This window comes from Rhizobium sp. BK313 (assembly GCF_014193655.1).
Taxonomy (GTDB): Bacteria; Pseudomonadota; Alphaproteobacteria; order Rhizobiales; family Rhizobiaceae; genus Rhizobium.
Map to the genome: position 1 here is coordinate 2,188,486 of NZ_JACHZQ010000001.1, position 25,479 is coordinate 2,213,964.

A 25,479-nucleotide genomic window follows, 5' to 3' on the forward strand; every position below is an offset into this window, starting at 1 on the left:
TTTAGAAGGTGGCTCCATCAGCCAGCATCAGACCGTCCCAGCCACCGCTAAAGCCGCCACCTCCCCATCCGGCATTGTCGGGGCCATGCCAGCCGGCGCCGCCGCCTACGTTGCGCGTGCGCATCCAATCGACAGCGATATCGGAGGACGAGGTAGATTCGTTGCCGTCGGTGAGACGCGCCTCGGTGATCTTCTGTTTAACGATGGCGATCTGTTGGGCGCGAACCGTCAAACCGAACTTCTTGTCTTTCGCCAACGGAAACGCGATCTCGCTCGCTAGATAGGCGACGAAAGCCGATCGGAAGAGCGGGTCCCAGACGCTCGGGTAGAGCATGAGAGCGGTATAGACGAGCTGCGCGTTCTGGACGTTCGTGAGAATGACGGTGCGGCCGTCAGGGCTGACGCCCTGCGTTTCCCAAAAGATCTGACCGGACTGCGGTGGATAATTGTAATCCGTCGCAATCTGGAAGCGTGCCGGACGGATGCGCTGGCCTGTGAGCGGGAATGTGCCGAGACCGGTCATCAGCGGAGTGCCAGGGATCTGTATATTTTCGGGAGGGGGAGCGGATATCTGCGAGGCCGGATTCCACGGGATGAAGCGGGCCTTCATGCAGTCGATCGGGTACTCGTATTCATAGACCCACGGAACAGGAACCTTCGTCCCGACGTCGGGAGTGTTGCCCGTGGCATCTGCGAGAAGAACGAGATCCGTCGTCTTGCGAGCGAAGGACCAATTGGCCGCGCGCAGAAGCTGGCGCAAGCACTGGCCATAGGCGCGAAGCGTGACTTGAGCCGGACGTGTGCCCTCTTCGAGGTCGCCGAGGGTAAAGTCTATCCCTGCCGCGTCCAGTGCCTGGTTCGCGACATCTTGCGGCAGATAGGCCATTGGGTGCTTATCCCTGTTCTTGCTCGGCGATGATCATGGAGGCGCTTTCGTCCGACGCCTCCAGCTTGGCGGCATCGAGACCGGTCAGGACGGGTGCGAGCCTGCGTCCCAGAGCGCTCGCGAGAACTTCCACAAAGTCAGCTTCCCAATCAGCGGGATCGGTGACTTGGCCCGTATAGGTGAGGATGGCGTTCGGGATATTGCAGAGGATGACTTTGGCGGCCGGCGTCAGGGATTGGTCGTTCTCGACCGAATAGACGTGCGGCTGGGGATCGAATGTCATCGTGAACATGGGCACGGGCTTCACGGCCCGAACCTTGAGGCAATCCGAGGGATAGGCATATTCAAACACCCACGGCGGCGGCGGAAAATCCGAGCTCCATGTCACCGGCGGGAAATATCCGCCCTCCGGCGCCTGTTTCAGGAGGGTCAGGCTGACGTTGCGCTCTGCGAACCCCCAATCATTCTGGCGAAGGACTTCATCGCGGGTCTGCGAATAGATGTCGAGTGCCTTCTTGGAAGCTGCGGAACCGTCGTACAGGTTCCCGATTCGGAGCTTGTATCCGATGCGGACGAGCGCCAGATTGACGACGTCGGCCGGCGACTTGACGGAGGTAACCATTAGCTATCTCTCCCCTCGCCGGCGGACTCGAATGCGCCGCCACTCTCGAGCAAGCCCTGCGATGTCTCGGGCCGCCCGGCGAGCGCCATGGCCATTTCGCTCGCAAGGAGACGAACGACGGCTTCGCGGAACAACGCATCCCAAGAGTTTTCGCTTGGATTGTTGTTGTAGACGGCGGAGGCGGAGGCGAGATCGGTATGAATTACACGCTTCTGCGCACCAGAAACGACAGCATTCGCGACCACCCAAGTGATCGGGAGCGGGTTGTTCGGGTCATCCAAAGAAGGCGGCAGCAGTTGCCAGATCTGCACGCCGTTCGCGGGGTAGACATACTCGAAGGCCCACGGAAAGGGTGCCGGGTTGCCGCTCAGCGCAAGCGCGACGGTATTCCGCGCGAAGTCCCATCCGAATTGACGGCCGACGGTCTGGACGCATGGCGCATAGAGTGCGGCCGCAGCTTTGCCGGACGGGGAGTTGTCGAAGTTCGGCGCCGTCCCAGTGACTGGGGTCTGATTGTTGCCGATCAGTTGGATGGCCTGATTGACGATATCCGTCGAGGAGGTCATGTGGCTCTCCCGATTTAGTACAATTCAATCCAGGCTAGACCATGGGCCGCCGAGAATATCCAAGACCGACCTTGGCTATTTGAGCAGGTGGACGATGTGGGGCCTGTGATTGTGTCGCCACCCGTCACAGCGATCGTAAGGGCGGTGACAGTCTGGGTGCAGGCCAACCGAAAAATCTGCCCGTCTGTTTGACCAGCCGGAAGAGTTACCGTCCCGCCGGCTAGAGTCCCGGATGGCGATAAGATCAGTGAACCTATCCCAACCCCAACCGATATGGAAAAGCCGTTCGTTGGCGATTGAAAGCTATAGGTCGTGTCAGCTTCCACCCCTTTATACTGGATGGGTGCACCAGTCGCCCCAAGGGACACACCGGTATCGCCCCATTGGAGCAGCGGGTTGCCGGCAAAGTCCTGTAGTTGCCCAAATGCAGCGCTCGAGGCAGGTCGCGCAAACAAAATATTTGCCGGGCTCACACCTATTGTCGGATGGAATGAGCCGCTGCCATCCGCCCATTGCAATGTCGTATTGTTTGGGAGAATGAAGCCGTTGGACGAGAAATTCAGGCCGCGGTCGTTGTATGCTGTGGCAGCAGCACGCGCAGAAGTACCGATAGTATTTACTTGTGCAGCTCCGGAAAATGAATTGCCAGTTAGGATCAAATTCGAGAGGTGGGTGGAGCCATCGGCGTCGATTGCAGTTGCCGCATTGTTATCAAAAAGCGAGTTTTGAATGTTGATATTGGCGATGACATCGCTATTTGCGATCGCATTCTGCGAAATGAAGACCGCCGAACCGGCTTGAGCGCCACCGTTTCCTACGAACTTATCGCCGTTGATACTGATCTCGCTCGGCGGAAATCCAACGGATGGAAAATTGCCACCCACGACGTAATCGATGAACACGCCAATCCCCGGTATCGAGGGAGAAAGGCCAGGATTATTGGACCAATTATTTTGCGAAAAAGTATAATGCGTGCCTGTCGCTATAAGCGCGCCGGTTCCGAAATTGGAAACCGACATATTGTGCACGCTGATATTGTCGCTGGCATTATAGGTTATGCCGGTATGATTATTCGCAATGTTCGGTGTGTCTGTGACAAACGACACGCATTTGTTACCGACTTGGCCAGAACCGCTTACGCCGTTTGTGTCAGCACCGTTCGCTGTCCAATCGCTCAAAGTGAAATTTCGCAGATAAGCAAAGTCAGAACACTGCCCAACCGCGTCCATCACAACGTGATCAATCTTGCCATTGACCAGCCAATCACCGGCAAATCCGGCACCTTGGCCGCCGAAATTTCCGGTGAAATGGAGATCATGAACATGAAAATTCACATCGCTGGAAAATCCTATGGCGACGTTTTCGTCACCGGGATTTAGCGCCGAACGCGTTCCTTGGATTGTAAGGCCGCTAACCTCAAAATTCCTGTCCTGGTCGAAATGAAATGCGGTGCTGAGCGCAATCGCCGGATCAATGACGATGGTCGCGCCGGGGCCCGTCATTTTGAAGTTGGATAAATTTTGCACCAGCACGGCGGGCGCGTTGAACGCACAGCACGGCGCGGTAACAGTCGACGCGAAACGATACGTACCCTGAGGCACGATAATTAAGCGATTGCTCGCCATGGCGGCGCGAAAAGCCGGCGCGCTGTCGGCAACGCCCGTCGGGTCAGCTCCAAATTGGGTGACCTTGAATTCCTCGAGTAGCTCGGCGTTCACCGTACGAGGAACGGCCGACGGGCCAGTTTGTGAAAACGTTATCGAGGATGACGGGAAGATCGGGGCGCCGCAATCCTTCAGAAGCGTGCCAGCCGTATTGTTCCAGCAAGCCAGGTCGTTGACTGTGCTGGTGTTCGGCCCGACGATCCCACCGATAACAAAGGGGAAGGTATAAAGGGTGCCGTTGATGTTCATATTCAACGGCTGCACTGCTGCCGACCCAGCCGCACCATAGGCGATCAGACCGCCGCCACCTTGAGCGTTGGGGCTGAAGCAGAGGAAATGATAGCCAGTGGCGTTCGTTGTCGGCGCGTCATAGTCGCAGAGGTTCGTGCCGAATGGGCCCGTGCCAGTGCCGGAAAATGGGGGCGTGCCGGTCCCGCGCGCGGCAAGCCCGAGTTCGCTCAGCCCTACGCCAGCTGGACCGCCGCCGGCCGGCCCACTATCCTGGACAATCGGCTGCGAAGAGCCTGCCCCGACATACATCGGAGCATGACCGGGTGTCCAAGGTCCACCCTGAAGGATTGCCTGCTGAGCAAGGGCGAAGCACGGGAACGCCACCATCGCGAGGATGGCAGCCGCAAGACGCAGCAATTTCATGATTGTGACCTTAAAGGAGGGAAAGAGCCTCAGGCTTCTTCGTTCTCTTCGTCTTCGCTTTCGATCGACATCGATTCGATCTGGATCTCCACACGGCAGGATGAACCATATTCGCCATCCGAAGCGCTGACGCTGGTGATCCGTCCGAGAAAGTGACCGTGAATGATACCGCCGACAAAAGCGTCGGAGGGATCGAGATTGAGCTTGTCGAGCTCGTCACTGCAAAGGCAGATGCGCAGACCATAGGGATAGTCCGGCTTGTCCTTCATCGGGATCGGCATGACGGCGTCCATCTTCTGCTCGTCATCCATCTCCATTGAAACCATGGGCATGACCATGATCAACCCTCCCCGGCGGGAACCTGGGGAGCAGCAGCGGCCGCAGCGCCGGCGCCGGGAGCCGCAGGAGCGTTTCCGCCTGGCTGGCCTTCCTCGGCCATCATCTCGGCTTCCTGCTTGTCGGCAAGCTCCTTGTGGGCTTTCTCATGCCGAGCGGCCATCTTGCGATGTTCCTCGCGGTGATTGCCGTGCAGATCGCGACGCTCGCCCTCGTGAGCCTTGTGCAGGTTCTCACGCTCCTGGCGATGGCGCGAATGGACAGCTTCGCGGCCGCCCTTCTTCTCGGACTTGTCGGACTTGCCGGCCGAATCCTTGTGCTCTTCGGAACCGCCGCGATCGCCAGAGGTGTCTTTCTTCTCGGCGTCCGGACGTTCCTTCGGCTCTTCATCCCGCTTGCCGCGGTCATACAACGGGCTCTTCGCCATCGGTTCAGTCCTTTTTGCTTCTCGGGTGATCATAAAGCGGGGATTTGCGCTTCTTCGACATGCCCATGAGGGTCTGGGCCAGACGGGCTTCCTTGCCCAATGTGCCCTTATCGCCGGCATGTTCCGAAGCAAACTCGCGCGTGGTCTTGCCGGCGCGCTCAGCCTTTTCCTTGAAGACGCCCTTACGGGATTCAGGAACGGCCTTTTGAACCCATTTCTTTTTCTTCTCAGCCATGGACGTTGTCCTTGAGGCCATGTCGGCCATAGAGAGGGTGGACATCAGGAAGAGCGCTTTTTGTCGTAGAGGACGCTGCCGCGCGATTTCTTCTTGGCCGCGTCAGCCTTCGCGAAATCCTGGCCGACGCTCTGAGGAACGCCGGCTTGCTTTGCGAATTTCGGATTGTGGGCAACAGCTTCCATAAAGCGGTGCTGTTTGGGGCTGACGCTCGGCATTACTGCGTCCGAATCCAGCCGGCGAGCGGGGCGTTGTAGTACCAGCAAACGCGGGTATTCGCGACCAATGCGGTGACGGCACCGAGGCCGATCGACGTCAGCATCGTCTGGCCTGTATTGGCGCTGACGGTGATAGCCGTCTGGGTCTGGGTATCTTCGACACAGAAACGTTGGCCATCGCTCGGGGTTGCAGACATTGTGAGCGTGCCGGTCGCCAGCGTGCCCGCCGGGTTCAGGTACAGCAGCGACGTGAAATTCGGAACGGTGATCGCGAAACCGGTGAGCGGGATCTGATACGAATACTGGTCAACACCAGCGATCGAACCGACTGTCGCATAGGTGGATTGCGCCGACGGTGCGCCGCCCTTGATGACCTGCACGAGATCCGACTGGCCGAGAGAGGCCAGCAGCGGAACTGAGATCGTTTGAGCAACCGCCGCCGTGGCGATGCAAAGGGCCGCAATGGCGCCGAGAATGTACTTGAGTTTCATTGTCGTGATCTCCGATCAACCGATGATGACGTATTGGTAGGTCTGGGTATCGCCGGCATTCTGGGCGACGATGTTGAATCCAGTGCCGGGCGACTTCAGAATGACGTAAGGCGTCGGGAACTGAAAATTGCCGCCTAATGCCAAGGTGATGAAAATCATGGAATTTGGCCCGACCGCCGGCTCGGGAACCGACACCACGAACGAACCATTTGCGGCAAACGTGCCGCTGGCGATGGGAAGATAGGCATCGGGGGCAGATCCGTTGTCCATCGGGAGCTTGCCCTGCGTCGGGAAGCCAGGGAGCTTGGTTTGACCGGGCTGAAACGGCATGGGCTTAGCCGATGATCACATAGTTATAGATGCTGGTGTCGAGCGCAGTGCCCGCGACGGTGAAGCCGGTGCCGGGCGTGATTGTCTGGATAGCCGGGATGGCGCCAACCGTGCCGCCCACGGTTTTGAGCGCGAAGGCGATGACAGATCCTGCCGTGACGTTGGCATTGGCCACCACGACGGGCGTGGCGCCGTTCAACGTGACCGTGCCGCCAGCGACCGGCAGCGCCGCGACCTCAGCGCCGCCATTATCAATCGGGATCAGACCCTTGGCCGGGGTGCCCTGGAGAACATTCTGTCCAGTTTGGAAAGTGGTCATCTCGTATCCTTTCGAGATAGGGTTAGGTGTTGGCGATGACGGCCACTTTCTGGCCAGGAACTACCGCGAAGAGCATGGGGAAATTCGCCGGTATTCTCATGTTGACGACGGCTGCAACGGGATTTGCCGCGAAAAGCACCGAACACGCGACGTCAGCGGAAAGCAGAACGAGGCGCGTGTTGGCGCTGAAGGCGTTCGACTGAACCGAACCAGCACCGATTGCTATTGCCTGATCCGCGATCGAGGGCTCGCCCGGTATGGCGGCAATAGTCGTTCCGATTGTCGCCAGTCCTGGAAACTCGCTGATGTAGAGTGTGGCCATGGTGGGAGATCCTTATGCGGTCTGACGGGCAGGCCGGGCGACTGTGCCGAGGATGTTGGTCTCGACGAACTGGCCCGGTGCATCGCGGTGCTTGACGCGAAGGCCGCCATCAATCTGGCCATTGCCAACGCTTTGCGGTTCGGCCGGACCATTCGAGCGACGGGCCGGCGGCCGGCCATGAACGACGACGCCGCCGGTGGTGACGTAAAGCGGGCTATCTTCGATGACCTTTTCAGAGGTGCCGATCGACGCCATGAAAGCGGAATAGATACCGTCGGCCACTTCGTTGACCGGCTTCATCGCTTCGTTCGGAACGCCGGGGTAATCGATGACGGTCGGGCGTGCGACATGATCGGCCGTGGTGAACATCGGCTCGATCAACTGCTCATCGATGTAGATCTTGTTGCGAAGCTGGTAGGTCGGGACAATCCCATTCCGGCGCGCTTCGGCGATACGCTGGAACATCAGTTCGCGAGCATCCTCACGGGCCTTGATGACCTGCGGAGCAACCGGCTTGCGGCCGGTGCCCTGGTGCGAGATGTCGGCGATCGACATTGCGAGCGCCTGCATCCAGTTGGTATCCGCTGGCCCCGAGTGGGAGGAGGAGGACTCGGGGCCAGCTTCTTCCCGCATACGTGCGAACTCGGCCAGAAGCCCGTCACGCATATTGGCGAGTGCTTCTGCCGTAGCTTCGGCAAGCGCCTTGCGGAACTCCGGTGTATCGGTGACCGATGCAGTCGGCGCGTCAGATTGCTGTTGCGCGCCCTCATCTTTGAGAGGGACGAACGTGGTATGTCTTTCAGTGCTGGGCTGCATGTGTTTGTTTCTCCGATACTGGCCGCGGGACATTGGTTGCTGGTCCTATCAGGCGACGGTGTAGTTACGAGCCGCGTATTTATTGGCGAGATCGTCGCGAACTGGCGTCGGGATGGCGAAGGCGATCGTGCCGGCCGTGAAGTTCGTGCCGGCGGCCGGCGAGAACAGCAGACGCAGGAAGCGCGCGCGCAGGTTGGCCGGGAATGCCGGAACCCACGGGAAGCGCGCGATGATCTGATTGGCCGTCAGGTTGGCGACTGCCATCGGACCGGTTTCTTCCAGCGTAGTCCACGTACCCGGCTGGTAGCCGCCGGCTGCGCCCTGATCGGGAGCGGCCTGGAAGGCTACGTTGAGGGTTGCGGCGTTGCCGGTGGTGAACGCGGTACCAACTGCCACTTCGAGTTCCGGACGGAAACCGCCGATACCCATGTCGGTGCCAAAGTTGGTCACGTTGCCGATGATGCTCTGCGGAGCCTGGCCGACGCCAAGACCGAGCATATCGATGACGTTGGTCGACGGGATGGCTACACCCGCGCCGCCTACGATGGAGAGAGGTGCCCCAAGCGGGACAAATGCAAGCATTGCGTCGAGACGCATGACGAAATCCTTTCTAGAGTTGGGTCTCGCCTTACGAGACGGTTGCCTCGGTGTTCAGGAGCTGATCCACGACCTTGATCGGGATGCCGCGGTAGCTATCCACGGGCATGCCGGCGTAGTCGTCGATGCGCAGCAGAACGTTGCGATCACGCATGGCCTGCACGTCCATCCAGTGACGGACGGTGCGGTTGCAGTAGAATACCGGGCGGATACCCGGCGACGGATCGTTGACGGCGTCGGTCTTGGTGATGCCGGACGTTCCCTTGCCGAGGGTCGGCGGGAAGAGCATCATCTGCGCCATGCCTGCGAACAGGTCATAGGCGTTCGGACCGGCCAGACCGGCCGTGGTGACGTCGATGTTGGCGAGACGGACGCCATAGCGCCAATCCTGCGGGCAAAGACCCATCTGGTGACGGAACCACGAGGTGTAAGCCTCGAAGCGGTTGCCGAGGGCGTCGAAACCGGGAACGGTGTCGCCCTTGTCTTCCATGGTCAGACCGGCCTTGGAACCGCGCGGGTAAAGACCGAAGATGGTCCGCTCGCCCCAGCAGAGCAGCCACAGCGAAGCGTTGGAGTTACCCGAACCGCCGGCACTGATGACGTTCTGCGCATTCTGGGCGTTGCTCGTGTTCAGCGTATTGTAGAACGGCGAGAAGCCCATGAACTCGGCCGGGGTGATGGTGGTGTTGCCGTAGAAGAGCGTCTGAACCATCGTCTGGCTCATGCCTTCCAGGAAGGCGACGTCCTCGTTTTCACGGAACTGGTCGATGTCGCCGGAGTCTTCCGCAAGCATGCGGTCGATCTGCGAGTAATCTTCCAGCGAGCCGAGCGAAACGCGGGCCTTCGCGGTGGTCGACTTCGCGTAGGGAACGCCCATATTGTACTGGCGCCAAGCGCCGGCAGGAATGGACGTGCGGAACACGAATTCATGGCCGCCGATTTCGTTTGCTTCGATCATCGGCAGATCGTCCCAGACGTCATTGGACTGGGAAAGCTGTTCAGAAATATAGACCTGCTTCTGCGCACCATTGATGCGAGTAGTCAGGTCAGCGAGGGTGGGCCAGGCGCCTGTTGCCAAGGTAGTTCTCCATTTTCAATGGGGTTTAGAAGTGGGTCACCTACTGCCGCCCGAACGCGGGTGATCGTAGATGGCATCGCGGAACCGTCCCTTTGGTGCCTGGCCGTTGCTGGGGGATGGTTTCGGATTCGGTGGCGGCATGCCCGGCTCATCGAAATGACGGGCAGCGCTGTGAAGCATCCGCAGAAAGGCCGGGTGATCCCCTGCCCCTGTGATGCGAAGGAATTCGTCAAAGGCTGGCATATCCTTCTCGGACACGAACATATCGCGCATGCGGGCGATTGCGCCCATGGCGGTCTGATGACCGGCGCCGCCGAGCTGTTCGTCTGCCATGACCTGCTTGCGCCAATCGGCGCGGGTGTCGTTCCAGACCTTCATCTGGTTCTGGGCGACCTGTTCTGCATAGCTCTGCATCGCCGTGGCGTGCATATCGAGCAGCTTTTGGCCGGCTTCCGGTGGAACGCGATGCTCCGCGAGAACGCCCGTATAGGCGCCCATCTTGTCGGAGTCGTCTTTCAGCGCCTCGGGGAGCTTGAATTCATAGGTGATCGGCGGAAGGTCGGCGGCCGGCGTTTCGGCCGGCTTGGCTTCACCCGGCTTTTCTTCCGGTTTGACCTCGGCCGGTTTCGCTTCCGCGCCCGGTTCCGCTGGCTTTTCCTCGGCCGGTTTTGCCTCTTCGGCCTTTACCTCTGGCTTATCCTTAAAGCCTTCGAGCAGGGTCGGAGTTTCATGCGGGTTCGGTTCGGCGGGGGCTGCCGGCGTCTCGACCGCAGGGGCTTCAACTACCGCCTCGGGAGCGGCAACAACGGGGGCTTCGACCGCTGCCGCAGTCGGCTGTTCTGCGCCTGGAATTGCTTCGTCGGCCATGACCTGTCCTATTTCTTTCTGGATGATGCTTGGCCGCCGAACGCGGGGTCATGCTCGTCCTGCATCAGAAACACTCCATCGCGATCGAGGATGGTCCACGATCTAAGCAGCGTCTGGCCGAACTGCTGTTCACCAAGCTTGTACCAAGTGGCTTCGGGCTGCGGGGTCCCGTTGGGACCGCACGCGAAGACTGTTTCGTTGATGTGCGCCGCGCGAAGGATCGACCACATTTCGCGGCGACCGATCGGATCGGCAAAGACGGCCTGCCAAAAAGCTTTCGCCTCGCGCTTGTGGCGGTTTTGCTTCTTCTTCGCCGTCTCTACGGTCTTGCGAGACGATGCGTTCGGCTGTTCCGGCAACGGCTCTTCGGTCCCGTCTTCGAAAGGCGGGATGTCGTCGTCGTCATCTTCCATGATGATCAGTTCGGCAGAAGAATGCCGCCGTCGGATGCACGCCAGCCGACAGGCCGCGTGTCACGATGCGGACCGGGCATGACATCGGGCAGAATCGCGCCGCGCCGGCCGGTTGCTCTGGTTCGAATGTCCTCTGCGTTCGCCTGCGCAACAATGAGTGCCTTGGCCAACAACAGGAAAAGCTTCGCCGGCTGCTTGGCGCGCAACCAGTTCCCTGCCCGCTTATGAGCCTCGGAGACCAGCAGACCGATTTGCAGCCAGCGGCTATCCTCGCGCCAGTGTGCGGCCTGCCGTGATGCGCCCTCGATCAGCTTCAACTCGTTGCGGAGGGTGCTGTATGTCGGGCCCTTCGCTGGCTTGACGGCCAGATCCTCGCAATGCTGGATGGCCTTCTTGAAGTTGTCCGTGAGGCAGTCAAAGATTTCGACTTCGGTGAGGTCGCTCATTGCTTCTTCCCCATTGCGTCGACGGTCATCCGCTGGAGCGGCGACATGATTTGCGAATTAGGACCAATGGCCATGTTCGCCTGTAAGCCATTAATGCTTACGGTAGCACCATTGAGGTTGAGACCGGGCGGAAGCCCGATGAACTGGAATGGCTCCTTGCAATCGGCGCATTCAACATTGATTTCCGCCATGAAGCGACCGGAATCCTCCAATCGCGCCACAGCGACCTGTGCGTTGAAATTGAAATGCTTGCAATTCATTGGAGTGCTCATGCCTGGCCTGCCGGAGTTCCGAGCAACGCGCTCAACGCACTGCCGTTCTGAAGTGGGGTTTCGGAAAGGGTCTTGGCGGCCGTGACGCCTGCCATCGCTGCGCCCGGCGCCTGTGCGGCTGCCTTTGCCTGCTCGCGGGCTTGATCGTGCTGCTCGACTTCCTTATCGGTGAACAGGCATTCGCTCGGGAAGTTGACGAGATCGCCATATTTCTCAAGCGCCTTATCGAGATTCACCTTGCGAAGCGGATCAGGAACGCCGGCGGCCTTGGAAGCGGCCGACAACTCACCAGCGGTGACGAAGAAATCCTTCATGGACACAGAGCCGGCGGCGCGCTGCGCGAGACGCATCAGCGAGACGAACTCGATCTTGAGCGGAATGCCCTTGAGGGACGGAGGCATCGGGTTGAGCATCTTGCGGCGCTCGAGGATGGCCATCACGCGCCGGATGGCAAGCGACAGCTCGTTCTCAACCAGATTGATGACTGGCCCCAGCTTCTGCAGGCGTTCCAGGTCGCGCTTGGTGAGCTCGAGCTCGTTGCGCGGCTGGACGCCCTGCATCTGCGTGATCGCCATGAAGACGTCGACGAAGAGGCACTTCTCGATACGGGCCGAGACTTTCTCAATATCAGCCGTGATGCCATTCAACCATGCCGGCTGCGGCTCGAACAACGGCCAGAAGCCCTTCTTGCCGCCGTCCGTGTTCATGTAGGTGATCATGCCGGGGATGATCGAGGACGGCTCATTCTTGAGCTCGGGATTGGCGCCCATCGGCGGACGCACACCCTTTTCGATGAACTCGGCCTTGCGACGTGTCTCCACCTGGATCTGCTTGGTATCGCCGAGCGCATCCATGCACGGCGAGCGGCCGTAGGGATCATTGCTGACCTTCGACCAGCGCATTGCCATGAACGGCTTTTCGTGAAACCCGCGCTTGCTCAGCGGCTTGTCTGTCTTCTGGCCCTTCAGCCAGTAGATTTCCCGATAGGTGAACTTACCGGGAACAACCTTGACTTCTTCGCCGGTGTCTTCGCGCTTCGAGATCGCAAAGTTGGGCTCGATCGAGTGAGCCACAACGAATTCATTGTCGAGCGATGCGCCGCCGGCCTGCCAAAGCTTGGTGACCTGTGGCGGGCAGTTGTCGGCGCCAAACATCTCGATCAACTGAACGACGGTGAGAACGAACTCACGATAGAGCGTGTCGACCTCGAAGCGCGCGCCAGTCGCGAGATAGTATTCGCCGGCGCACGGCAGATAGACGCGGATGACGTCTTCGAAGTCCTCATAGATGATGAAAGGCGCGGTACCGAAGACGGTCAGATCCTCGAATGCCTGCGCCATCTCGGTATAGAAATTGGACTGCGCGAGAACGGTATAGACGCGCTCCTCGGCGTCTTCGAGCCATTCCTTTGCATCAGCGTCAAGCTCCACGCCTGGCATGGAGATGCCGAACTTCAGCCACGGCCGCGACGGATTGGTGAGACCTGCCCACATACCAGAGGCACATGTCTCGACAGCAAGCGTGCCGGTGGAGTCAACGATCTGGTCATTAATCGGATTGCCACGGCTCATCTTGTTGGCGACGACGAGCCAATGATACCGACGGGGCAGGAAGAACTCAGCCAGTCGGGCCCAATGCGACCACCACGAATAGCGCCATGCACGCAGGAAGCCGAGACGAGCCTCAAGGTGCGAGAACACAGCACCCCATGACCGATCTTCCTTGCCGCGCTGGGCGGTAGTCGTCAGTGGCTGCTCTGCCAGCAATGTCGGCGACATACTGGTGTAGGGAGCGTCGGCGAAAGCGTCAGCCATTCGTTATTGCCCCAGCAATTGCTTTTGCGCCGTCTGCGGCGTCGGTGCGCCCTGCGATGACGACTGCACGGTGTTGCTCACGCCTGCGCCGGCTGCGGCCGCTGCTCGAGCTGCGGCTGCCGATCCAGCATCCTGAACCGATGCATCCGCTTGAGTCGGCGGTGCGGGTGGCGGGGGCGGTGCCGCTGGTGCCTTGGGGGATAGAAAGGACATTTAGACCACCAAAAGTACGATGCCGGCGGCAAAGCCGGAGACGATCGACAGCAGAAAGAAGAGAATGGCTGCGTTGCGCAGCACGTCAGACGGTTCCATGCCGTCCATGAACTGGGACAGGTTCGTCAGGTAGCAGAGCGCGCCGGTGACGAGCGCCAGCTTCCAAGCCCATGCGTTATGCAGTGCAATGCCGGCGGCGAAACAGCCGATGACGTAAATCCAAGCCCACACGGAGCCGATGATGACGTGAAGACGTTGGTTGTCGTTCATGAAACTGGCCTATCTGAACGGATCGTAGCTATCGGACACAGCGCTGTTCAGGCCAGCGCCGGCGAACGGGTCATATTCGAATGTGTGACGCCCGCGGCCGGCCCCCCGGCTCTTCGGAGAGACCGGAAAAGCGAATGTTAGGATGAAGGCGTCAGTATCATCGGGCGAGTAGCCGATCTTAGCCTTCACATCCTCTTTCGGTTCGAGCAGCAACCGATCCTTGCGGATGGAATAGGTCGTGTTGACCAGACCCTGCAGGAGTTCCTCGCTCTCGTGGAGCGCACCACCGCGCTTGATCCAGTCGGCGGCTTCGAAATACATTTCGGCCCGCTTGTTGAAGTAGCGTTCCTTCTTGATCGCATCGCTTGAGAAGTGCACGCCTGTCGGCGCAAACCCCAACACCCCGAGCTGATCAAGCCAGCCCGCACCAAATCCGCCGGTCGCATCCACAAAGCATGCATCAATGCCGTGGGTCTGCCATTCGCGAGAAACGATTCCGGCGCCCTGGATGGAGTTGATGTTGCGATGCTTGATTGACTTAAAGCCTTGAAGCCCTTGGCGTCGGAAGATCACCGACTGGTCATCGCCCATCTGCGCCACGTCGACACCAAGGACTTTCGGCGAGTTCTCGATGTCGTATTCCCGGTAACTGCGAGCGAATGCCGCCCTCACCTCGTCTTCAGAGATCAGTGCGTTGAAGTCAGTGTCGGGAAACTCCCCGAAGATCTTGACCTTCACCCATGGATTATCTCGACCGTATTGCGAGATCATCGCTCGGGCATGCTCGACCGAGACACGAGGCGTTCGCGACGGGCTGTCCGGATCAGCCGTGATTTCGATCAGATGCCACAGCTTATTGATATTGCGCCACGCAGAGTACAGCGGACCGCCGCGCCTTGTCGGGTTCCCAGCCTGCACGATGTGCGCTTCTTTAGGGCTACCGGCAAAGATGCCTTCGCACGTCGGCATGATTGCGTCAGGATAATCACCAGACTCGTCAAGCAACCACATAACGTAGTCAGCGTGAACACCGGCCAGTGCATTACCGATCTGCTCTGCGTTGGCGTCTCGCGCCCATGTGCGGGCTTCGAGCTTCCATGTGGCTTCAGCGTCGTTGTTGTAGATCTTGTTGCCGGTCTTCGTGAACGCCTTCTTCAGCAGAGGAGAGCGATCGTACCAGCGGGCAAGTTCCGTCCACAGGTTGGCGTAAAGGTTTTGACCTGTGATCGACGTGCAAGCGATATAAGGATGCGGCCGAGTGAGCAGAAAGTTCCAACCGAGCCACGCAAGGAGTGCGGTCTTGCCTGGGCCTGCGCATGCCTTCATTGCCAACCGCGGGCAGTTCGGGAACGCCTCAAGCGCTTCTTGCTGCCAGAGGTCTGGCTCGACTTCGAACAGCTCGCGCACCATCGTAACGGGGTGCTCGCGCCACCGCCGTATTTGATCCGATGCGGAATTCATCAGTCGTCTGAATTTTTCATGCTGGACGCGACCAGGGCGGCAAGCGTGTCGCCGATGTCATGTTCCTGCTTGTCACGAAGGCCGAGGTCGCGCGCGATAATGTTGGCGTTCAGCAGATCGGCCGCAGCTCCTTCGAGCTTTTGAGAGTAGATGATATCCTCTACGCGTGTTGTGACTGCGGTATAATCTTCACGCGTTCGATAGGCTTCCCACGTCGAACGATCGATATCGAGGAAAAGGCGCAGCGCGGTAAGCGTCATCGCGCGCATCTTGGGAAGCTTCTCGACGGTCACCGTGCCCTGGAATGCGAATGCCTTCGATTCCCACAATGGGTGTTTTTCAACCCATTCGAAATATTCGCAACAGGCGTTCCAAAGAGCTTCAGGGGTCTCGAAGAGCGGCTTGCGCCCGTGGCTGCTTCGAGCCTTCCAGAACTTATTTCCCTTCGGGGCGGGCATTGAATTACCGGACGCCTGCCGACTTCAGAAGGTCTTCAGCTGCACGAATGACGCGAGCCCATTCTTCCTGATTGGACGGCTCGGATTTCGTGGCGTCCATAACTGCTTGTTTTGCCTGATTGAAGGTTTTCATTTCTGGCCTCATTTGGAAAACTGTTCTGGCTTTGCGGATACAGGGCAGCGAATTTTGATACCGACAGAAAATATATTCTACGGTTTCGGGGGTATGCGCCCCATGGTGATATTCTTCTGGAACCGGATCTCGGGATTACGCCACGTCCAGCATTCGCCAGTCGCGTCGATGGCGCATACCCACTGCAGATCCTGCTCTTCTCCATTATCGATGAGGAAATGAGCTAGTGCGGGGCCTTTAGGGGTATCGAGAGGGATTGATGGGAGGAGACGGAGGATCATTGCTCAGCCTCACTCGCTGACGACCCTCAAGTCGTGGTCAATGCGCCACAGCTTCGCATTGGAAGCTCTGAATAAAGCAGCCACTTGAGGTCCGATAGCATCCATCAGATCCCGAGTATAAGGGCTTACTTTCTCCGTCACCTTCCCGATCCTGCAATGCCTAATGCAGCGGTTGACGGCGTTTTCTATCTCTAGCCGGCGGTCGTCTGTGATGGCGGTGTGGGTCATTGGGCCACGGCATTGATGTTGCGGGACAGGTTCTCGCGAAGCAAATAGCCTTCGAGCGCCCAAATCTTGTTCCGGGCATTCTCTCGGGCGATCTTGCGGCCGATTTCCTGATTGAAGTTCTCAGGAGACGCTGCGGCGCTCTCGCCGGTCACGATGTATCCATTGCGCAGCGTAAGCGCGCAGACGGTCAACGTCGTGCTGGGGAATACGTGGTATTGCTCGGAGACAACCGTATCATCGATCATCTGCGGGTTCAGACGTGTGGCGTTCAAGCCCTTGGCCTGGATCTCGGCTTCAATCTGCTGTTCATCCTTGGACATCTGTCTATCCTTCAATCTGGGCTTCAATCTGGAATCAAAAAGCCCGACCAGCAGTTACGCCGATCGGGCTGGATGAGGCGACTTCCACGTCTCTCCGGGTATAGCGCTCCCGGTGCTTCTCGGCGGGAAGGAACGGCTGGGACCATTCTCCCTTTGCCTTCACGAACCGGCTACAGTCGCCGTGCCCGCCTTCCCGATCTGTGTGAGGCTATTGCCTCGAATTGGTGCCGGCATTCTGTTACGAGGCCGCCGACTGCCCTAGAGCAAATTGCTCAATGGAGACAGCATATAGCTGTTCGCATGCCCCTCATACCGTCTTTGCGGCTCCGAGAGATCGTTGAAGCCTAAGCTTCGAATTGGCTCCAAGGGCCTCGGCGACACCGTATCCTTGGCTTATGGCGCCCCGGTTAAGGGGATAGGCTACACCCGCGTGTAGCTGTCTGGAGCGGCGACCCGGAATCGAACCGGGCTTGTCACCTTGGAAGGGTGATCCCTCACCTTGAGGACCGCAGCGTGTCTCTATGCCGCCTGCTCACGCTCAATGACCATCGAAATGGTCGCGAAGCCTTCCAGATAAACCAGATGCTTCACAATGGGCTCTATCTCTAGCAGGTAGCTCGTTTGCAGATCAGCAAACTCCCGCGGTGTGCGCGGGCGACGGATCGCAATCAAGGCCGTGAGGTCGCCGCTCGGGTTGATGATCGCCTCATACTTGAGGCGCGTCGCCTCGATCAGAGACAGCCACTGTTCGCGCTGCGCTTCGATTTCAACTGGATAGGTCTTGATGATTTGCATCACGCGACCACCACGTTCAATTTTTGAGAAAATCCGCACGCGCCAAAAGCCGGAAGACCGGCTTCAAGTGGCGCACCCCTCGGACGACATTTAGAGCCCCGATGGAACAGGCGGCAAATCAGTTGCGCTGACATTACGCGACGGCCTCGAGATTTTCAAGCGGGATGTCAAGCTCTAGCATGCTATCAAGGGTTTCGATAACAGCTTTTACCTTGCCGCGAGACGACGGCCCGATAACCCTGGCCACCAGGCCGCTGAACGGGCTCTTGCCGCAGATAGTGGCGATCGTATCCTTCGGCAAAATCTGCTCGCGATCCTTGCGGGTGGTCTGGTGAAGTGCCCTGCGGTCCCTCGCCTCGCGCTCGGCGCGGCGTTTATGGATCAAAGCCCGGTTTTCTTCCTCGATCGCTATGAGTGCGGATATATCACGCTCCGGCATCATGTACGGGCCCGAGGAGACAGAGCGACGAAGGAAGCACATGACGCCCTCGACGCGCCTGACGTCTTCGAATTGCTTTCCGAACATGTCGACGAAGGCGTAGCCTACCAGTAGCGGGAAACGGCGCTCTACCCATTTCTTCGTTCGGCTATGCCTAACCTCGTAGTGGACCGTCGGCATGAAGACGCGGAAGCCCTCATTGCGGAGATTGCGTTCGATCACGCATTCAAGCAACCCCGGCGTTCCTTCCGGTGCCTTTGCGTTTCGTTGCGCCCCGGGTGCCGTCCGGATGCAGTACCAAAGTTCTTTCGCCGCCATTTCATTGCCCTCGTTTCAATTAGGTGAAGTCATGTCGGCGAAGCGCCTTGACGACGCCTCTGCCATGCGAGCCTCAATTTTGTTGACCGCGTACAGCACGGTGGTGTGGTCTCGACCTCCGAACATCCGTCCGATCTGCGGGAGGCTAAGATTGAATTTGTGGTATATTTCCCACATCAGGAGATGGCGGATCTCGACGACCCTGTTTCGCCGTCCGGCGCCGACGACGTGGCGAAAGGAGATATCCAGTTCAGCGCACCGGTCTTTGAGATAGGTAAGCGCCGGGTTGACCTGTCGTAGCTGCCACTCGACAACGTGAGCATCGAAATTGAGGCCGCCGAATTCCCAGAGAGGAGCAATTTTTGCTACAAACTGCGGCGCTGGAACGGCCATGGCGGGTTCCAGTTCCTTGCGCTTTGGATGCTTCCCGGCGTGCTCGAATCTCAGCCGGCGCGCGGCCGCTTCTGCGAAAATATCCGCGGCGCTCCCATACTGCTTGACGTTTAGCTGGATGTTCATCGTTTGAAACTCCTCTCGGAACGCTCACGCTCTTGCTGCAAATACTCTTCTCGGGACTGGGTTTTCAGAAGATGGGGGAAGCCGTTTTGCTTGGGAGGCGGCTTCTCCGGAGCCGGAGCTGGTACATCGTTCCAGCGATCTTCCGACAGCCATTTAACGGGATTGCACCACTGGCGATCGTCGGTCTTGGCGGCGTAAGCGATCACCCCGACCATGATCTGGTCGACGCTTGCTCGGTGAATGGCTTTGGAAAACGCCTTCTCAGCCGCAGGCCTGCCGATCTTGCTCGGATAGGCTTCCCAAAATTTTTCGAAATCGGGCGCGCTCGCGTCTTCCGAACGAAGTGAGGAAGATAGGTTATTGGTACTAGGTGGCACGCCCGTATCACTGCATTTGCTGTCCACGTGCAATGCAAGTGCATCGCTTTTGCTTTTCCCATGGCGGACGGATGCTGCAGAACGGCGCTTTTCAATGATCTCGTCCGCCTTCTCAAGCTCGGCATCGATACGCTTGTGCGACCACCCGTCGCCGAAAAGCATGGCGAGAACGTCGCGGCTCTCCTCCCACTGATCAGCGGAAAGCTTGGCTATGCGGGCGATCAGACGTTCATTGTCCGGTAGACCACCGTTCTGCCAGTAGTGCATTATCATGAGCAGGTAGGCACCATGCTCGGCGGCCGTCAGGTGACCGGTGTCGGCAAGATAGTCAGCAATGTGGAGAGGCATCCAGGCGCGGTTGCTCATAGAAATAGCCCCTGCTGCTCATCATACCGCTCGACGGTCTTGACCGATCGGCGGTAGCGTTCGAATGGCGTCTTGCGCCAGATCTGAGGTGAGTTTGCCCAGCGTGCGACATCCCGGAGGAGCTGCTTGTTCCAGTCGAAGCGCGGGAATGGCGAGCGATCAAGGGCGTTGAGCTTCATGTAAGGCTGAACGTGCGGTTCGCCGCCCCAGGCTATGACTTCGCGAATCCGCTCCATGCAGGCTTCGACCGGCTCATTCCCGATCAGGACATAAACCCGCTTCCGACGCGGCGAGACATCGCGCAGCATCTTCATCACGCGCTCGACGTAACCGCGTTCTTGCTGGTCATCGTAGGCAAAGCGCCACGGTCCCTTGTTGATGACGCTCCAACGGTGGAAGCAGTCATCATCGAACGTGCGTGGCTCAAAGCCAGAATTCGCGTCCAACAACTCGACACCTTCGCCGATGTATCGGCTGATGATGAAATCCTGATAGTCTGCCGGCAAGCCGGAGAGATTGTTGTCGCAGAGGATCGGGCGGACCGGGAATTCCGGCAGGAGGGTAAATTCCTTGCCTTCCATCTTTGGGACGATGCAAAACCAGCACCCGACCGGGCAACCGCGACTTGCGATCGTAGCGTTTGGATTATGGCGCGCGACCGCATCCGGCATATCGCCGCCGATCTCAGCTACATCGGCAAGGAAGTGCTTGCGAGTGAAGATTCCCGGCCCACCGGCGCGAACCTTGTAGCCGAGCGATCGCCAGTAGACGGCGCGCTGATAGGCGTCATTGAGCTTCCACGTAAAGGCAACCGACAGATACGCCGTGTCGCCCTCCGTCCACTCCGCCAATCCACCGACCCACTTGCTTTGAAGGCTGCTCATTTGTAGCCCTCGATCTTCACGAGCGGGCCATTGCGCACCACGCCGAAACCCTTCTGCAGCTTGCGCGTCTTGGTGCACCAATCACACATGGGCTCTTCCTGGCCGGGATTGTTGCCGGAGGCGCATGTTTTGATGTAACGGGCCTTTCGGGTCTCGTAGGCGCCACAGACGCAGCGCACGACCCAATTTGTGCCGTTCGACGTGATGTCGACGGCTATCCCTGTGACCTTCAAACGACCGATCGTGGTACCAGTGAGGTCGACGAACGTCGGCATCAGCATTTCGGCGGCCGACGGCGCACGAGCTCGAAGCGGCACATCGGAATGGACTTTGCCATTCGACGGCGTGAAATCGAAGTGCTCGCCGCGACCGGCAACGCGCGCAGCAACCTTGTCGCCGGGGAGAAGAGGCGCGACGGCGTTTAGATCGACTTGGGCGAATCTTGTCATGCGAACCTCCTGCGGATCTCGCGCAGCTCGGCACGAAGGCGGAGATTATTTTGGCGGCGATATTCGGCAGGATCAAAAACCGGACGATGCGCTTTTTCGTACCGCTTGTTCATTGCGGCGTTGATGAGCCGATCAGCCTTGTGGGGCTTGATGCCCATGGCTTCGGCTATCTTTTCAACATCGGGGCCATAGAGGGTGAAGGCTTCTTCGAATTTCATGCTGCCACCTCGAACTTGCCTGTTTCATCACCGAAGTGATCCCAGCCCGGGCGATTGGTGCGGCTGAAAAGCTCAAGGCGACGGGCACGCGGCATCAGGCGCTCGGCGGCGCGGTACGCCTCTTCGGGCTTGCGGGAATGCTCACGAGCCAAGCCCGTGAAACCAGACCGGACAGACTTCGATGTCTTCGGGTTGCCGCGGGTTCCGATCAGGAACGGCTCGCTGCTCGACCGAAGAATATAGCCGGTCCCGAAAGAGATCTTGCCGTGAACCGTGGTCTTTAGCCATGTTCCGGCGGTCTTGTATTCAAAACCCTGCGCCTTCATGACCTCGATGGCCTGAGGCAGCATTGGGTTCGTCGCCCACATCCAATGCACCGCGTTTTCGGCACACAGGTCTAGGACCGGTAGATCCTTGATTTCAGCCAGCGACATGACCTTGTATTGAGCCTGCGCCGACTTCGCTTCGCCCTTGCTTGAGCGAAGTGCGAACTCCCATGCGAAGTCTGACATGATGAAGTCGTAGGTGTGAGGCTGGAGGTCACCCCATGGCCAGTTAAAGAGGATCATGTCGGTCTCCGAATTTTCAGGATGCCGGTCGGAACGTTCGTGCCGACTTCGGAGAAGCTGCCTACAGGGAGGTCGGTCCACTGCCCTTCGAGCTCTTTATGGTCGTAGTGGGCTGTCGCCGGCAGGATCGACACGAGCGTCCCGCCGGGCTTTAGGAATTTCAGAGCATGGCGGACATGCTTGACGTAGTGCCGGCCGTAGAATGGCGGGTTCATGATGACGAAATCGAACTCCGGCCGAGCCGGCTGCTCTAGGAAGTTGCCGGTCAAGACTGAATGGCCCTTCGCTCTCGCCTCGGCGGCGCGACCGGCGTGCACCTCAATCCCGAACGGCCTGCAGCCCCTCGCCCGTAGCTCGTCCAGGATACGCCCATCGCCGCAGGAAGGCTCAAGCACACGATATGCTGGCGCTTCCGATCGGCTGTAGTCTCTCGGCATGTAGATGCCGGCGACATCCATCGCCTTGGCAATGACCTCAGGCGGCGACCAGTAGAACTGCAAATCCTTCGAAACCGCCGTGCTCGTCTGAGGCTTGGCGTCTTCCTCCTCGGCGTCGGGCAGCACCTCGCCGTAGAACTCCGCTAGAGCTCGGTTGATGTCGAGAAGTGCAGTCGGGCTGAAGAATATGTGAGCGTTGCCGTTTGAGAACTTGCGAACAGTCAAGCCGCGGTTCGGCGGGGTGACAACCTCATCCTTGCCGCCGCGGTATTTTTTCAGCTCACGGCCATCGAGTACGGCATCTTGGCCGGCCCGGTGGCAAGCTTCGATCTCCGCAATTTCCTCGTATTCTATTTGTGGATCACCACGGTAGGCAGCGAGAGCGTTGGCGATGTCTCGGAACTTGTCTCGCCCATATCCACTATATTCGCCCCAGTGGACGATAACCCGCTTGGGAAGGCCTTTAACGCCGATCTTCACCTTGGAGTGCGACTTGTAGGCGGGGTCCAGGTCCGCGAACACCTCCGCCAGGCCGCGCAGGATATGGTAGCGCGGGCGCATGAGGTAGTCGCCGAACGTCGCCTTGGCATTGTCGAAGGTCAGTTCAGGCGGCTGCTCAAGAGTCCGCTCGAAAAGCTTCTTATCCTTTGCGCTAGCGATGCGATCGATCTGGAGGCGGTCATAGATTGCCTTCCATCCCGACTTGAGGAGATTGGACCGTAGCTCGCGAGCGGATAAGTGCGGGCGATGTCTGGTGACCGGCGCCACATACTTGCCTTGCACACTCGCGGCGAGCTCTAGCTGACTGAATGCAGCTTCAAAAGAAGTTATCGCGTCATCGATCGCTGCGTTCTTCTCTTCGTACTCGTCAACGAGATCGAGTACCGTGCGTTGGGTGACGAGTTGGTTCATGCCGCCTGCCCTCTCCGCTCGAGAGCCTTCACATAGGCCGCCTTGATCTCCTCAAACCGAGCGATGTCGTACTCTTTGGTCGCGATCTCGCCTTCAGCACGGGGCTTTTTCGAGCCCTTCCCATGGTCATCAAGCCAGGTCATGGCGCTGGCAATGCGGCGGTCGAGCCATGCGATCATTTCAGATGGGTCTGTCATTGCTCGTCCTTCAATTCCGGACATACCCACTCAGCCAGGCCGGCGGCCTTATCCCTGAGCCACATCGCGATCGAGTGCCGCCGATCGAAGCTTAGCCATCTGACGAAGATGCTCGGTCTTGGCTTTGTATTCGGCATGCTCGTCCCTCGCCCTACGGAGTGCTTCTGCTGTTTCGAAAAGCTCAACCATTTGGAAATGCTGCACGGTTTTGCTTTCATGGTAGCGCCATGCTTTCAGGCGCTGCTCTGTCCATTGATTTTCAGGATCTTCGCGATGGGGAAACCGCTGGCGAAGTTCCCGGCAAGCAGCACGGAACATTTCGCCGATATGGCGCTTTGCTCCGATCTGCTCGATTAGGAAATTTGCTGTGGCTACATCAGACATTTTCTTTGCATTTCCCTGTATTAGTTTTTCTGAATCTCCGGAAAACTTTTCGGTCACTTCGAAATCCTTTCGGTTCATCTTGCTCTTGTTGAAGGAGCCTACAGATGAGCCACGGATCGAAGTTCGATGATCGCGACCAAGGAAAAGACCCGGCAAGGTCTTCGCCCTTGGTCGCCGGCCCGCCGCCTGGGCAAACCGTAATTCCATTTCGCAGAGCCGCAGCAACGCCGCAGCCCGGCTCTGCTGCAGCCGGCAATCCCTCCGCCAGGGAGCCGGCTGCCCTTTCATTCGAAAGTCTCGGAACCGCTACTCAAGCCGTCGTCATGCGACTGGCGAATAAGAGGCTCCGGATCAAAGTGCTGGCCTCGACCTCTCGGGAGGAGGAGGAAGACGATCGAGGCCAGCCTTGAGCGCGTGGAGCTTGGGAGGAGACGCGCTCAATCGAAATCAAAATTCCTCGCGCAGAAATTCGTCCTCGATGGAACGAATGTGGAAATGACGAAGGTCGCCCTCAGCCGCGCCACGCTCTTCCGGGCTGGCAGCGGCTTTCCTGATTTTTGAGATGGCGAAAACGCCAGCAAAGAAGAAAAGGCCGGTGAGAAGTGCGATCAGAAAACAAGCGCCAGATAAGCTCATTCCGCTGCCTCCAGTTCACGAATTGCTCTCAGGCACGTGGCGCAATGCTTCGAGCCATATCCGCCGCAGCGCTCCTCGCCCGGGTGCTGACAATGAGGGCGCAGCAGATAAGCGGCCGGGGGTTTACTGACGGGGTCCCCGGCCTGTGCGGCGGTCGACGGTTGAGCGGTTACATGGTCGCCTCCTGTGTTGGCGGCGGCGCGATCTCGTTCTACCGCCGCATCGCGGTCGGTCTCGCGCTCGACGCTAGGGGCAACGGCTTCGCCTTGAGTGGCCGTTGCAATGGGGGCGGACGACGACGGTTCAACGCCAGCGGCGTTCGCAAGTCGGGCGCTGCCCTTCACTTCAGCGATTGCGTCGTCATCCGATTGGGAATTGGGTGCCGGGGAATCGTCGCCCCGGCTCGACCTACTCGCATCTCCCGTCACGCTGTCGGCTGCCACTTCATTGGCCTGCCCTGTCGCGCCGTTGTCGCCGGATGCTTTCGCTTGGAATTCTTCCGCAGCCTCTTCGCGCTCGGTCATGATATCGACGGCGGCGATCAGCGCGGCGCGACCGGCTTCGGTCTGCATGCCGTCGACAACCTGCTTGGCGAGGCGCCGGCTGATGTCGTCCTTCGGTTTGCCGCCTCGCGCACGTGCACGTGTGAGGAGCGAAACGTAATCGTCGATGCGCTCGCCGCGCTGCTCGCGCTTCGTCTTGGACTTTTCGTCGAGACGCATCTCGGCAATAGCGCCTTTCAGGGCCGCGACCTCGGCGGAAACGGAAGCGCCGTTCCATCCAAGACCCTTCAGCTCTTCGCGCAGGTCGGCATAGATCTGCTTCAGATCATCGGCGGCCTGCTGACGCATGTCTTCGGCCTCATTGATGAGGCGAGCCGTGCGGGAGGCGATTTCGTCGGGGATGGTGTGAGCGTCATCGGTCATGACCTACGCCTCCCCCCGAATTTTTCTGGCGATAGCAAGCTGAACGCTTTTGGCGCCGACGGGCAGATCATCGCCCTCAGCAAAAGCTCGCTGAAAGTCGAAACTCTTGGCATTGCCCTCAGCGATCACCGCGCAGCGCTCGCGCTCGGCGAGGATGACCTTGGAAATCTCGGCAACGTAGATGTCTCTAACCGTTTTGTTGCCGCTCCTGGTCCGCTCGATTATCTCGACGGTGATGGCTCTGTGTGCGCTCTCAAGAACTGCTTCCGCCGCAACGCGAACGTCTTCGGGGATGATCTGGCCGTCGGCGCTCATG

General features: G+C 59.0%; 39 protein-coding genes and 1 tRNA gene. All 40 read right to left on the bottom strand.

Annotated elements, in window-relative coordinates; all coding sequences use genetic code 11:
- Position 1: 1 nt before the first annotated feature.
- The 40 genes from FHT86_RS10465 to FHT86_RS10655 all read right to left on the bottom strand — a co-directional run bounded on the left by FHT86_RS10465 (position 2) and on the right by FHT86_RS10655 (position 25,478).
- Complete coding sequence (locus tag FHT86_RS10465; protein ID WP_183868613.1) at positions 2-886, bottom strand: hypothetical protein; 885 nt, start codon at positions 884-886, stop codon at positions 2-4.
- 7 nt (positions 887-893) lie between these two features.
- Positions 894-1,508, bottom strand: coding sequence for a hypothetical protein (locus FHT86_RS10470; protein ID WP_183868614.1), 615 nt, complete (start codon positions 1,506-1,508; stop codon positions 894-896).
- Positions 1,508-2,074, bottom strand: coding sequence for a hypothetical protein (locus tag FHT86_RS10475; protein ID WP_183868616.1), 567 nt, complete (start codon positions 2,072-2,074; stop codon positions 1,508-1,510). The genes FHT86_RS10470 and FHT86_RS10475 overlap by 1 nt, the downstream gene beginning before the upstream one ends.
- 14 nt (positions 2,075-2,088) lie before the next feature.
- Positions 2,089-4,392: a glycosyl hydrolase family 28-related protein gene (locus tag FHT86_RS10480; RefSeq protein WP_183868618.1), complete on the bottom strand. Its 2,304-nt coding sequence runs from the start codon at positions 4,390-4,392 to the stop codon at positions 2,089-2,091.
- Positions 4,393-4,421: 29 nt separating this feature from the next.
- Positions 4,422-4,730, bottom strand: a complete 309-nt coding sequence (gene gp10, locus FHT86_RS10485; RefSeq protein WP_183868620.1) for a capsid staple protein — start codon at positions 4,728-4,730, stop codon at positions 4,422-4,424.
- Positions 4,731-4,732: 2 nt separating this feature from the next.
- Positions 4,733-5,155: a hypothetical protein gene (locus tag FHT86_RS10490; protein WP_183868622.1), complete on the bottom strand. Its 423-nt coding sequence runs from the start codon at positions 5,153-5,155 to the stop codon at positions 4,733-4,735.
- A gap of 4 nt (positions 5,156-5,159) precedes the next feature.
- Positions 5,160-5,390: a hypothetical protein gene (locus FHT86_RS10495; protein ID WP_183868624.1), complete on the bottom strand. Its 231-nt coding sequence runs from the start codon at positions 5,388-5,390 to the stop codon at positions 5,160-5,162.
- Positions 5,391-5,434: 44 nt separating this feature from the next.
- Positions 5,435-5,608 carry a hypothetical protein gene (locus FHT86_RS10500; protein ID WP_183868626.1) on the bottom strand — a complete coding sequence of 58 codons (174 nt, stop codon included), beginning with the start codon at positions 5,606-5,608 and terminating at the stop codon, positions 5,435-5,437.
- A complete protein-coding gene (locus FHT86_RS10505) occupies positions 5,608-6,099 on the bottom strand; it encodes a hypothetical protein (protein ID WP_183868628.1) in 492 nt (163 codons plus the stop codon). The genes FHT86_RS10500 and FHT86_RS10505 overlap by 1 nt, the downstream gene beginning before the upstream one ends.
- A 15-nt stretch (positions 6,100-6,114) precedes the next feature.
- On the bottom strand, positions 6,115-6,429 hold the full coding sequence (locus FHT86_RS10510) for a hypothetical protein (protein WP_183868630.1): 315 nt from the start codon (positions 6,427-6,429) through the stop codon (positions 6,115-6,117).
- Positions 6,430-6,433: 4 nt separating this feature from the next.
- On the bottom strand, positions 6,434-6,748 hold the full coding sequence (locus FHT86_RS10515) for a hypothetical protein (protein WP_183868632.1): 315 nt from the start codon (positions 6,746-6,748) through the stop codon (positions 6,434-6,436).
- Positions 6,749-6,770: 22 nt separating this feature from the next.
- Positions 6,771-7,070 carry a hypothetical protein gene (locus FHT86_RS10520; RefSeq protein WP_183868634.1) on the bottom strand — a complete coding sequence of 100 codons (300 nt, stop codon included), beginning with the start codon at positions 7,068-7,070 and terminating at the stop codon, positions 6,771-6,773.
- Between the two features lie 12 nt (positions 7,071-7,082).
- A complete protein-coding gene (locus FHT86_RS10525; protein WP_183868636.1) occupies positions 7,083-7,886 on the bottom strand; it encodes a hypothetical protein in 804 nt (267 codons plus the stop codon).
- 48 nt (positions 7,887-7,934) lie between these two features.
- Positions 7,935-8,483, bottom strand: a complete 549-nt coding sequence (locus FHT86_RS10530) for a hypothetical protein (protein ID WP_183868638.1) — start codon at positions 8,481-8,483, stop codon at positions 7,935-7,937.
- 31 nt (positions 8,484-8,514) lie between these two features.
- Positions 8,515-9,561, bottom strand: a complete 1,047-nt coding sequence (locus FHT86_RS10535) for a major capsid protein (protein WP_183868640.1) — start codon at positions 9,559-9,561, stop codon at positions 8,515-8,517.
- Positions 9,562-9,597: 36 nt separating this feature from the next.
- Positions 9,598-10,428, bottom strand: coding sequence for a hypothetical protein (locus FHT86_RS10540; RefSeq protein ID WP_183868642.1), 831 nt, complete (start codon positions 10,426-10,428; stop codon positions 9,598-9,600).
- 8 nt (positions 10,429-10,436) lie between these two features.
- Positions 10,437-10,841 carry a hypothetical protein gene (locus FHT86_RS10545; protein ID WP_183868644.1) on the bottom strand — a complete coding sequence of 135 codons (405 nt, stop codon included), beginning with the start codon at positions 10,839-10,841 and terminating at the stop codon, positions 10,437-10,439.
- 5 nt (positions 10,842-10,846) lie between these two features.
- Complete coding sequence (locus FHT86_RS10550) at positions 10,847-11,287, bottom strand: hypothetical protein (protein ID WP_183868646.1); 441 nt, start codon at positions 11,285-11,287, stop codon at positions 10,847-10,849.
- On the bottom strand, positions 11,284-11,478 hold the full coding sequence (locus FHT86_RS10555; RefSeq protein WP_210297605.1) for a hypothetical protein: 195 nt from the start codon (positions 11,476-11,478) through the stop codon (positions 11,284-11,286). Before FHT86_RS10555 ends, FHT86_RS10550 begins: the two co-directional genes overlap by 4 nt.
- Positions 11,479-11,555: 77 nt before the next feature.
- The gene (locus FHT86_RS10560; protein WP_183868648.1) at positions 11,556-13,373 is read right to left on the bottom strand and encodes a portal protein; all 1,818 of its coding nucleotides are present in this window, start codon (positions 13,371-13,373) and stop codon (positions 11,556-11,558) included.
- Positions 13,374-13,586: 213 nt separating this feature from the next.
- The gene (locus FHT86_RS10565) at positions 13,587-13,856 is read right to left on the bottom strand and encodes a hypothetical protein (protein WP_183868650.1); all 270 of its coding nucleotides are present in this window, start codon (positions 13,854-13,856) and stop codon (positions 13,587-13,589) included.
- A gap of 9 nt (positions 13,857-13,865) precedes the next feature.
- The gene (locus FHT86_RS10570) at positions 13,866-15,317 is read right to left on the bottom strand and encodes a hypothetical protein (protein ID WP_183868652.1); all 1,452 of its coding nucleotides are present in this window, start codon (positions 15,315-15,317) and stop codon (positions 13,866-13,868) included.
- A complete protein-coding gene (locus tag FHT86_RS10575; RefSeq protein WP_183868654.1) occupies positions 15,317-15,775 on the bottom strand; it encodes a DNA-packaging protein in 459 nt (152 codons plus the stop codon). Before FHT86_RS10575 ends, FHT86_RS10570 begins: the two co-directional genes overlap by 1 nt.
- A 4-nt stretch (positions 15,776-15,779) precedes the next feature.
- Entirely contained in the window at positions 15,780-15,908 is a 129-nt protein-coding gene (locus tag FHT86_RS38425) for a hypothetical protein (RefSeq protein ID WP_281413646.1), read from the bottom strand.
- A gap of 505 nt (positions 15,909-16,413) precedes the next feature.
- Positions 16,414-16,737 carry a Gp49 family protein gene (locus FHT86_RS10580; RefSeq protein ID WP_183868656.1) on the bottom strand — a complete coding sequence of 108 codons (324 nt, stop codon included), beginning with the start codon at positions 16,735-16,737 and terminating at the stop codon, positions 16,414-16,416.
- A gap of 441 nt (positions 16,738-17,178) precedes the next feature.
- A tRNA-Gly gene (locus FHT86_RS10585) sits at positions 17,179-17,250 on the bottom strand.
- 6 nt (positions 17,251-17,256) lie between these two features.
- On the bottom strand, positions 17,257-17,532 hold the full coding sequence (locus FHT86_RS10590) for a hypothetical protein (protein WP_183868658.1): 276 nt from the start codon (positions 17,530-17,532) through the stop codon (positions 17,257-17,259).
- A gap of 133 nt (positions 17,533-17,665) precedes the next feature.
- Entirely contained in the window at positions 17,666-18,289 is a 624-nt protein-coding gene (locus tag FHT86_RS10595) for a transcription termination/antitermination NusG family protein (protein WP_183868659.1), read from the bottom strand.
- Between the two features lie 15 nt (positions 18,290-18,304).
- Positions 18,305-18,808: a helix-turn-helix domain-containing protein gene (locus FHT86_RS10600; protein ID WP_183868661.1), complete on the bottom strand. Its 504-nt coding sequence runs from the start codon at positions 18,806-18,808 to the stop codon at positions 18,305-18,307.
- On the bottom strand, positions 18,805-19,551 hold the full coding sequence (locus FHT86_RS10605) for a YdaU family protein (RefSeq protein WP_183868663.1): 747 nt from the start codon (positions 19,549-19,551) through the stop codon (positions 18,805-18,807). The genes FHT86_RS10600 and FHT86_RS10605 overlap by 4 nt, the downstream gene beginning before the upstream one ends.
- Positions 19,548-20,435 carry a hypothetical protein gene (locus tag FHT86_RS10610; RefSeq protein WP_183868665.1) on the bottom strand — a complete coding sequence of 296 codons (888 nt, stop codon included), beginning with the start codon at positions 20,433-20,435 and terminating at the stop codon, positions 19,548-19,550. Before FHT86_RS10610 ends, FHT86_RS10605 begins: the two co-directional genes overlap by 4 nt.
- Positions 20,432-20,884 carry a hypothetical protein gene (locus tag FHT86_RS10615; RefSeq protein ID WP_183868667.1) on the bottom strand — a complete coding sequence of 151 codons (453 nt, stop codon included), beginning with the start codon at positions 20,882-20,884 and terminating at the stop codon, positions 20,432-20,434. Before FHT86_RS10615 ends, FHT86_RS10610 begins: the two co-directional genes overlap by 4 nt.
- Positions 20,881-21,102 (bottom strand): hypothetical protein, encoded by a 222-nt coding sequence (locus tag FHT86_RS10620; RefSeq protein WP_183868787.1) that lies wholly within the window; start codon positions 21,100-21,102, stop codon positions 20,881-20,883. The genes FHT86_RS10615 and FHT86_RS10620 overlap by 4 nt, the downstream gene beginning before the upstream one ends.
- Complete coding sequence (locus FHT86_RS10625; protein WP_183868669.1) at positions 21,099-21,671, bottom strand: MT-A70 family methyltransferase; 573 nt, start codon at positions 21,669-21,671, stop codon at positions 21,099-21,101. Before FHT86_RS10625 ends, FHT86_RS10620 begins: the two co-directional genes overlap by 4 nt.
- Entirely contained in the window at positions 21,668-23,020 is a 1,353-nt protein-coding gene (locus FHT86_RS10630) for a DUF4942 domain-containing protein (protein ID WP_183868671.1), read from the bottom strand. The genes FHT86_RS10625 and FHT86_RS10630 overlap by 4 nt, the downstream gene beginning before the upstream one ends.
- A complete protein-coding gene (locus FHT86_RS10635) occupies positions 23,017-23,217 on the bottom strand; it encodes a hypothetical protein (protein ID WP_183868789.1) in 201 nt (66 codons plus the stop codon). Before FHT86_RS10635 ends, FHT86_RS10630 begins: the two co-directional genes overlap by 4 nt.
- 48 nt (positions 23,218-23,265) lie before the next feature.
- The gene (locus FHT86_RS37940) at positions 23,266-23,889 is read right to left on the bottom strand and encodes a hypothetical protein (RefSeq protein WP_246779423.1); all 624 of its coding nucleotides are present in this window, start codon (positions 23,887-23,889) and stop codon (positions 23,266-23,268) included.
- Between the two features lie 159 nt (positions 23,890-24,048).
- Entirely contained in the window at positions 24,049-24,237 is a 189-nt protein-coding gene (locus FHT86_RS10645; protein ID WP_183868673.1) for a hypothetical protein, read from the bottom strand.
- Positions 24,234-25,163, bottom strand: a complete 930-nt coding sequence (locus FHT86_RS10650) for a hypothetical protein (protein WP_183868675.1) — start codon at positions 25,161-25,163, stop codon at positions 24,234-24,236. The genes FHT86_RS10645 and FHT86_RS10650 overlap by 4 nt, the downstream gene beginning before the upstream one ends.
- A 3-nt stretch (positions 25,164-25,166) precedes the next feature.
- Entirely contained in the window at positions 25,167-25,478 is a 312-nt protein-coding gene (locus FHT86_RS10655) for a hypothetical protein (RefSeq protein WP_183868677.1), read from the bottom strand.
- Position 25,479: the final 1 nt, after the last annotated feature.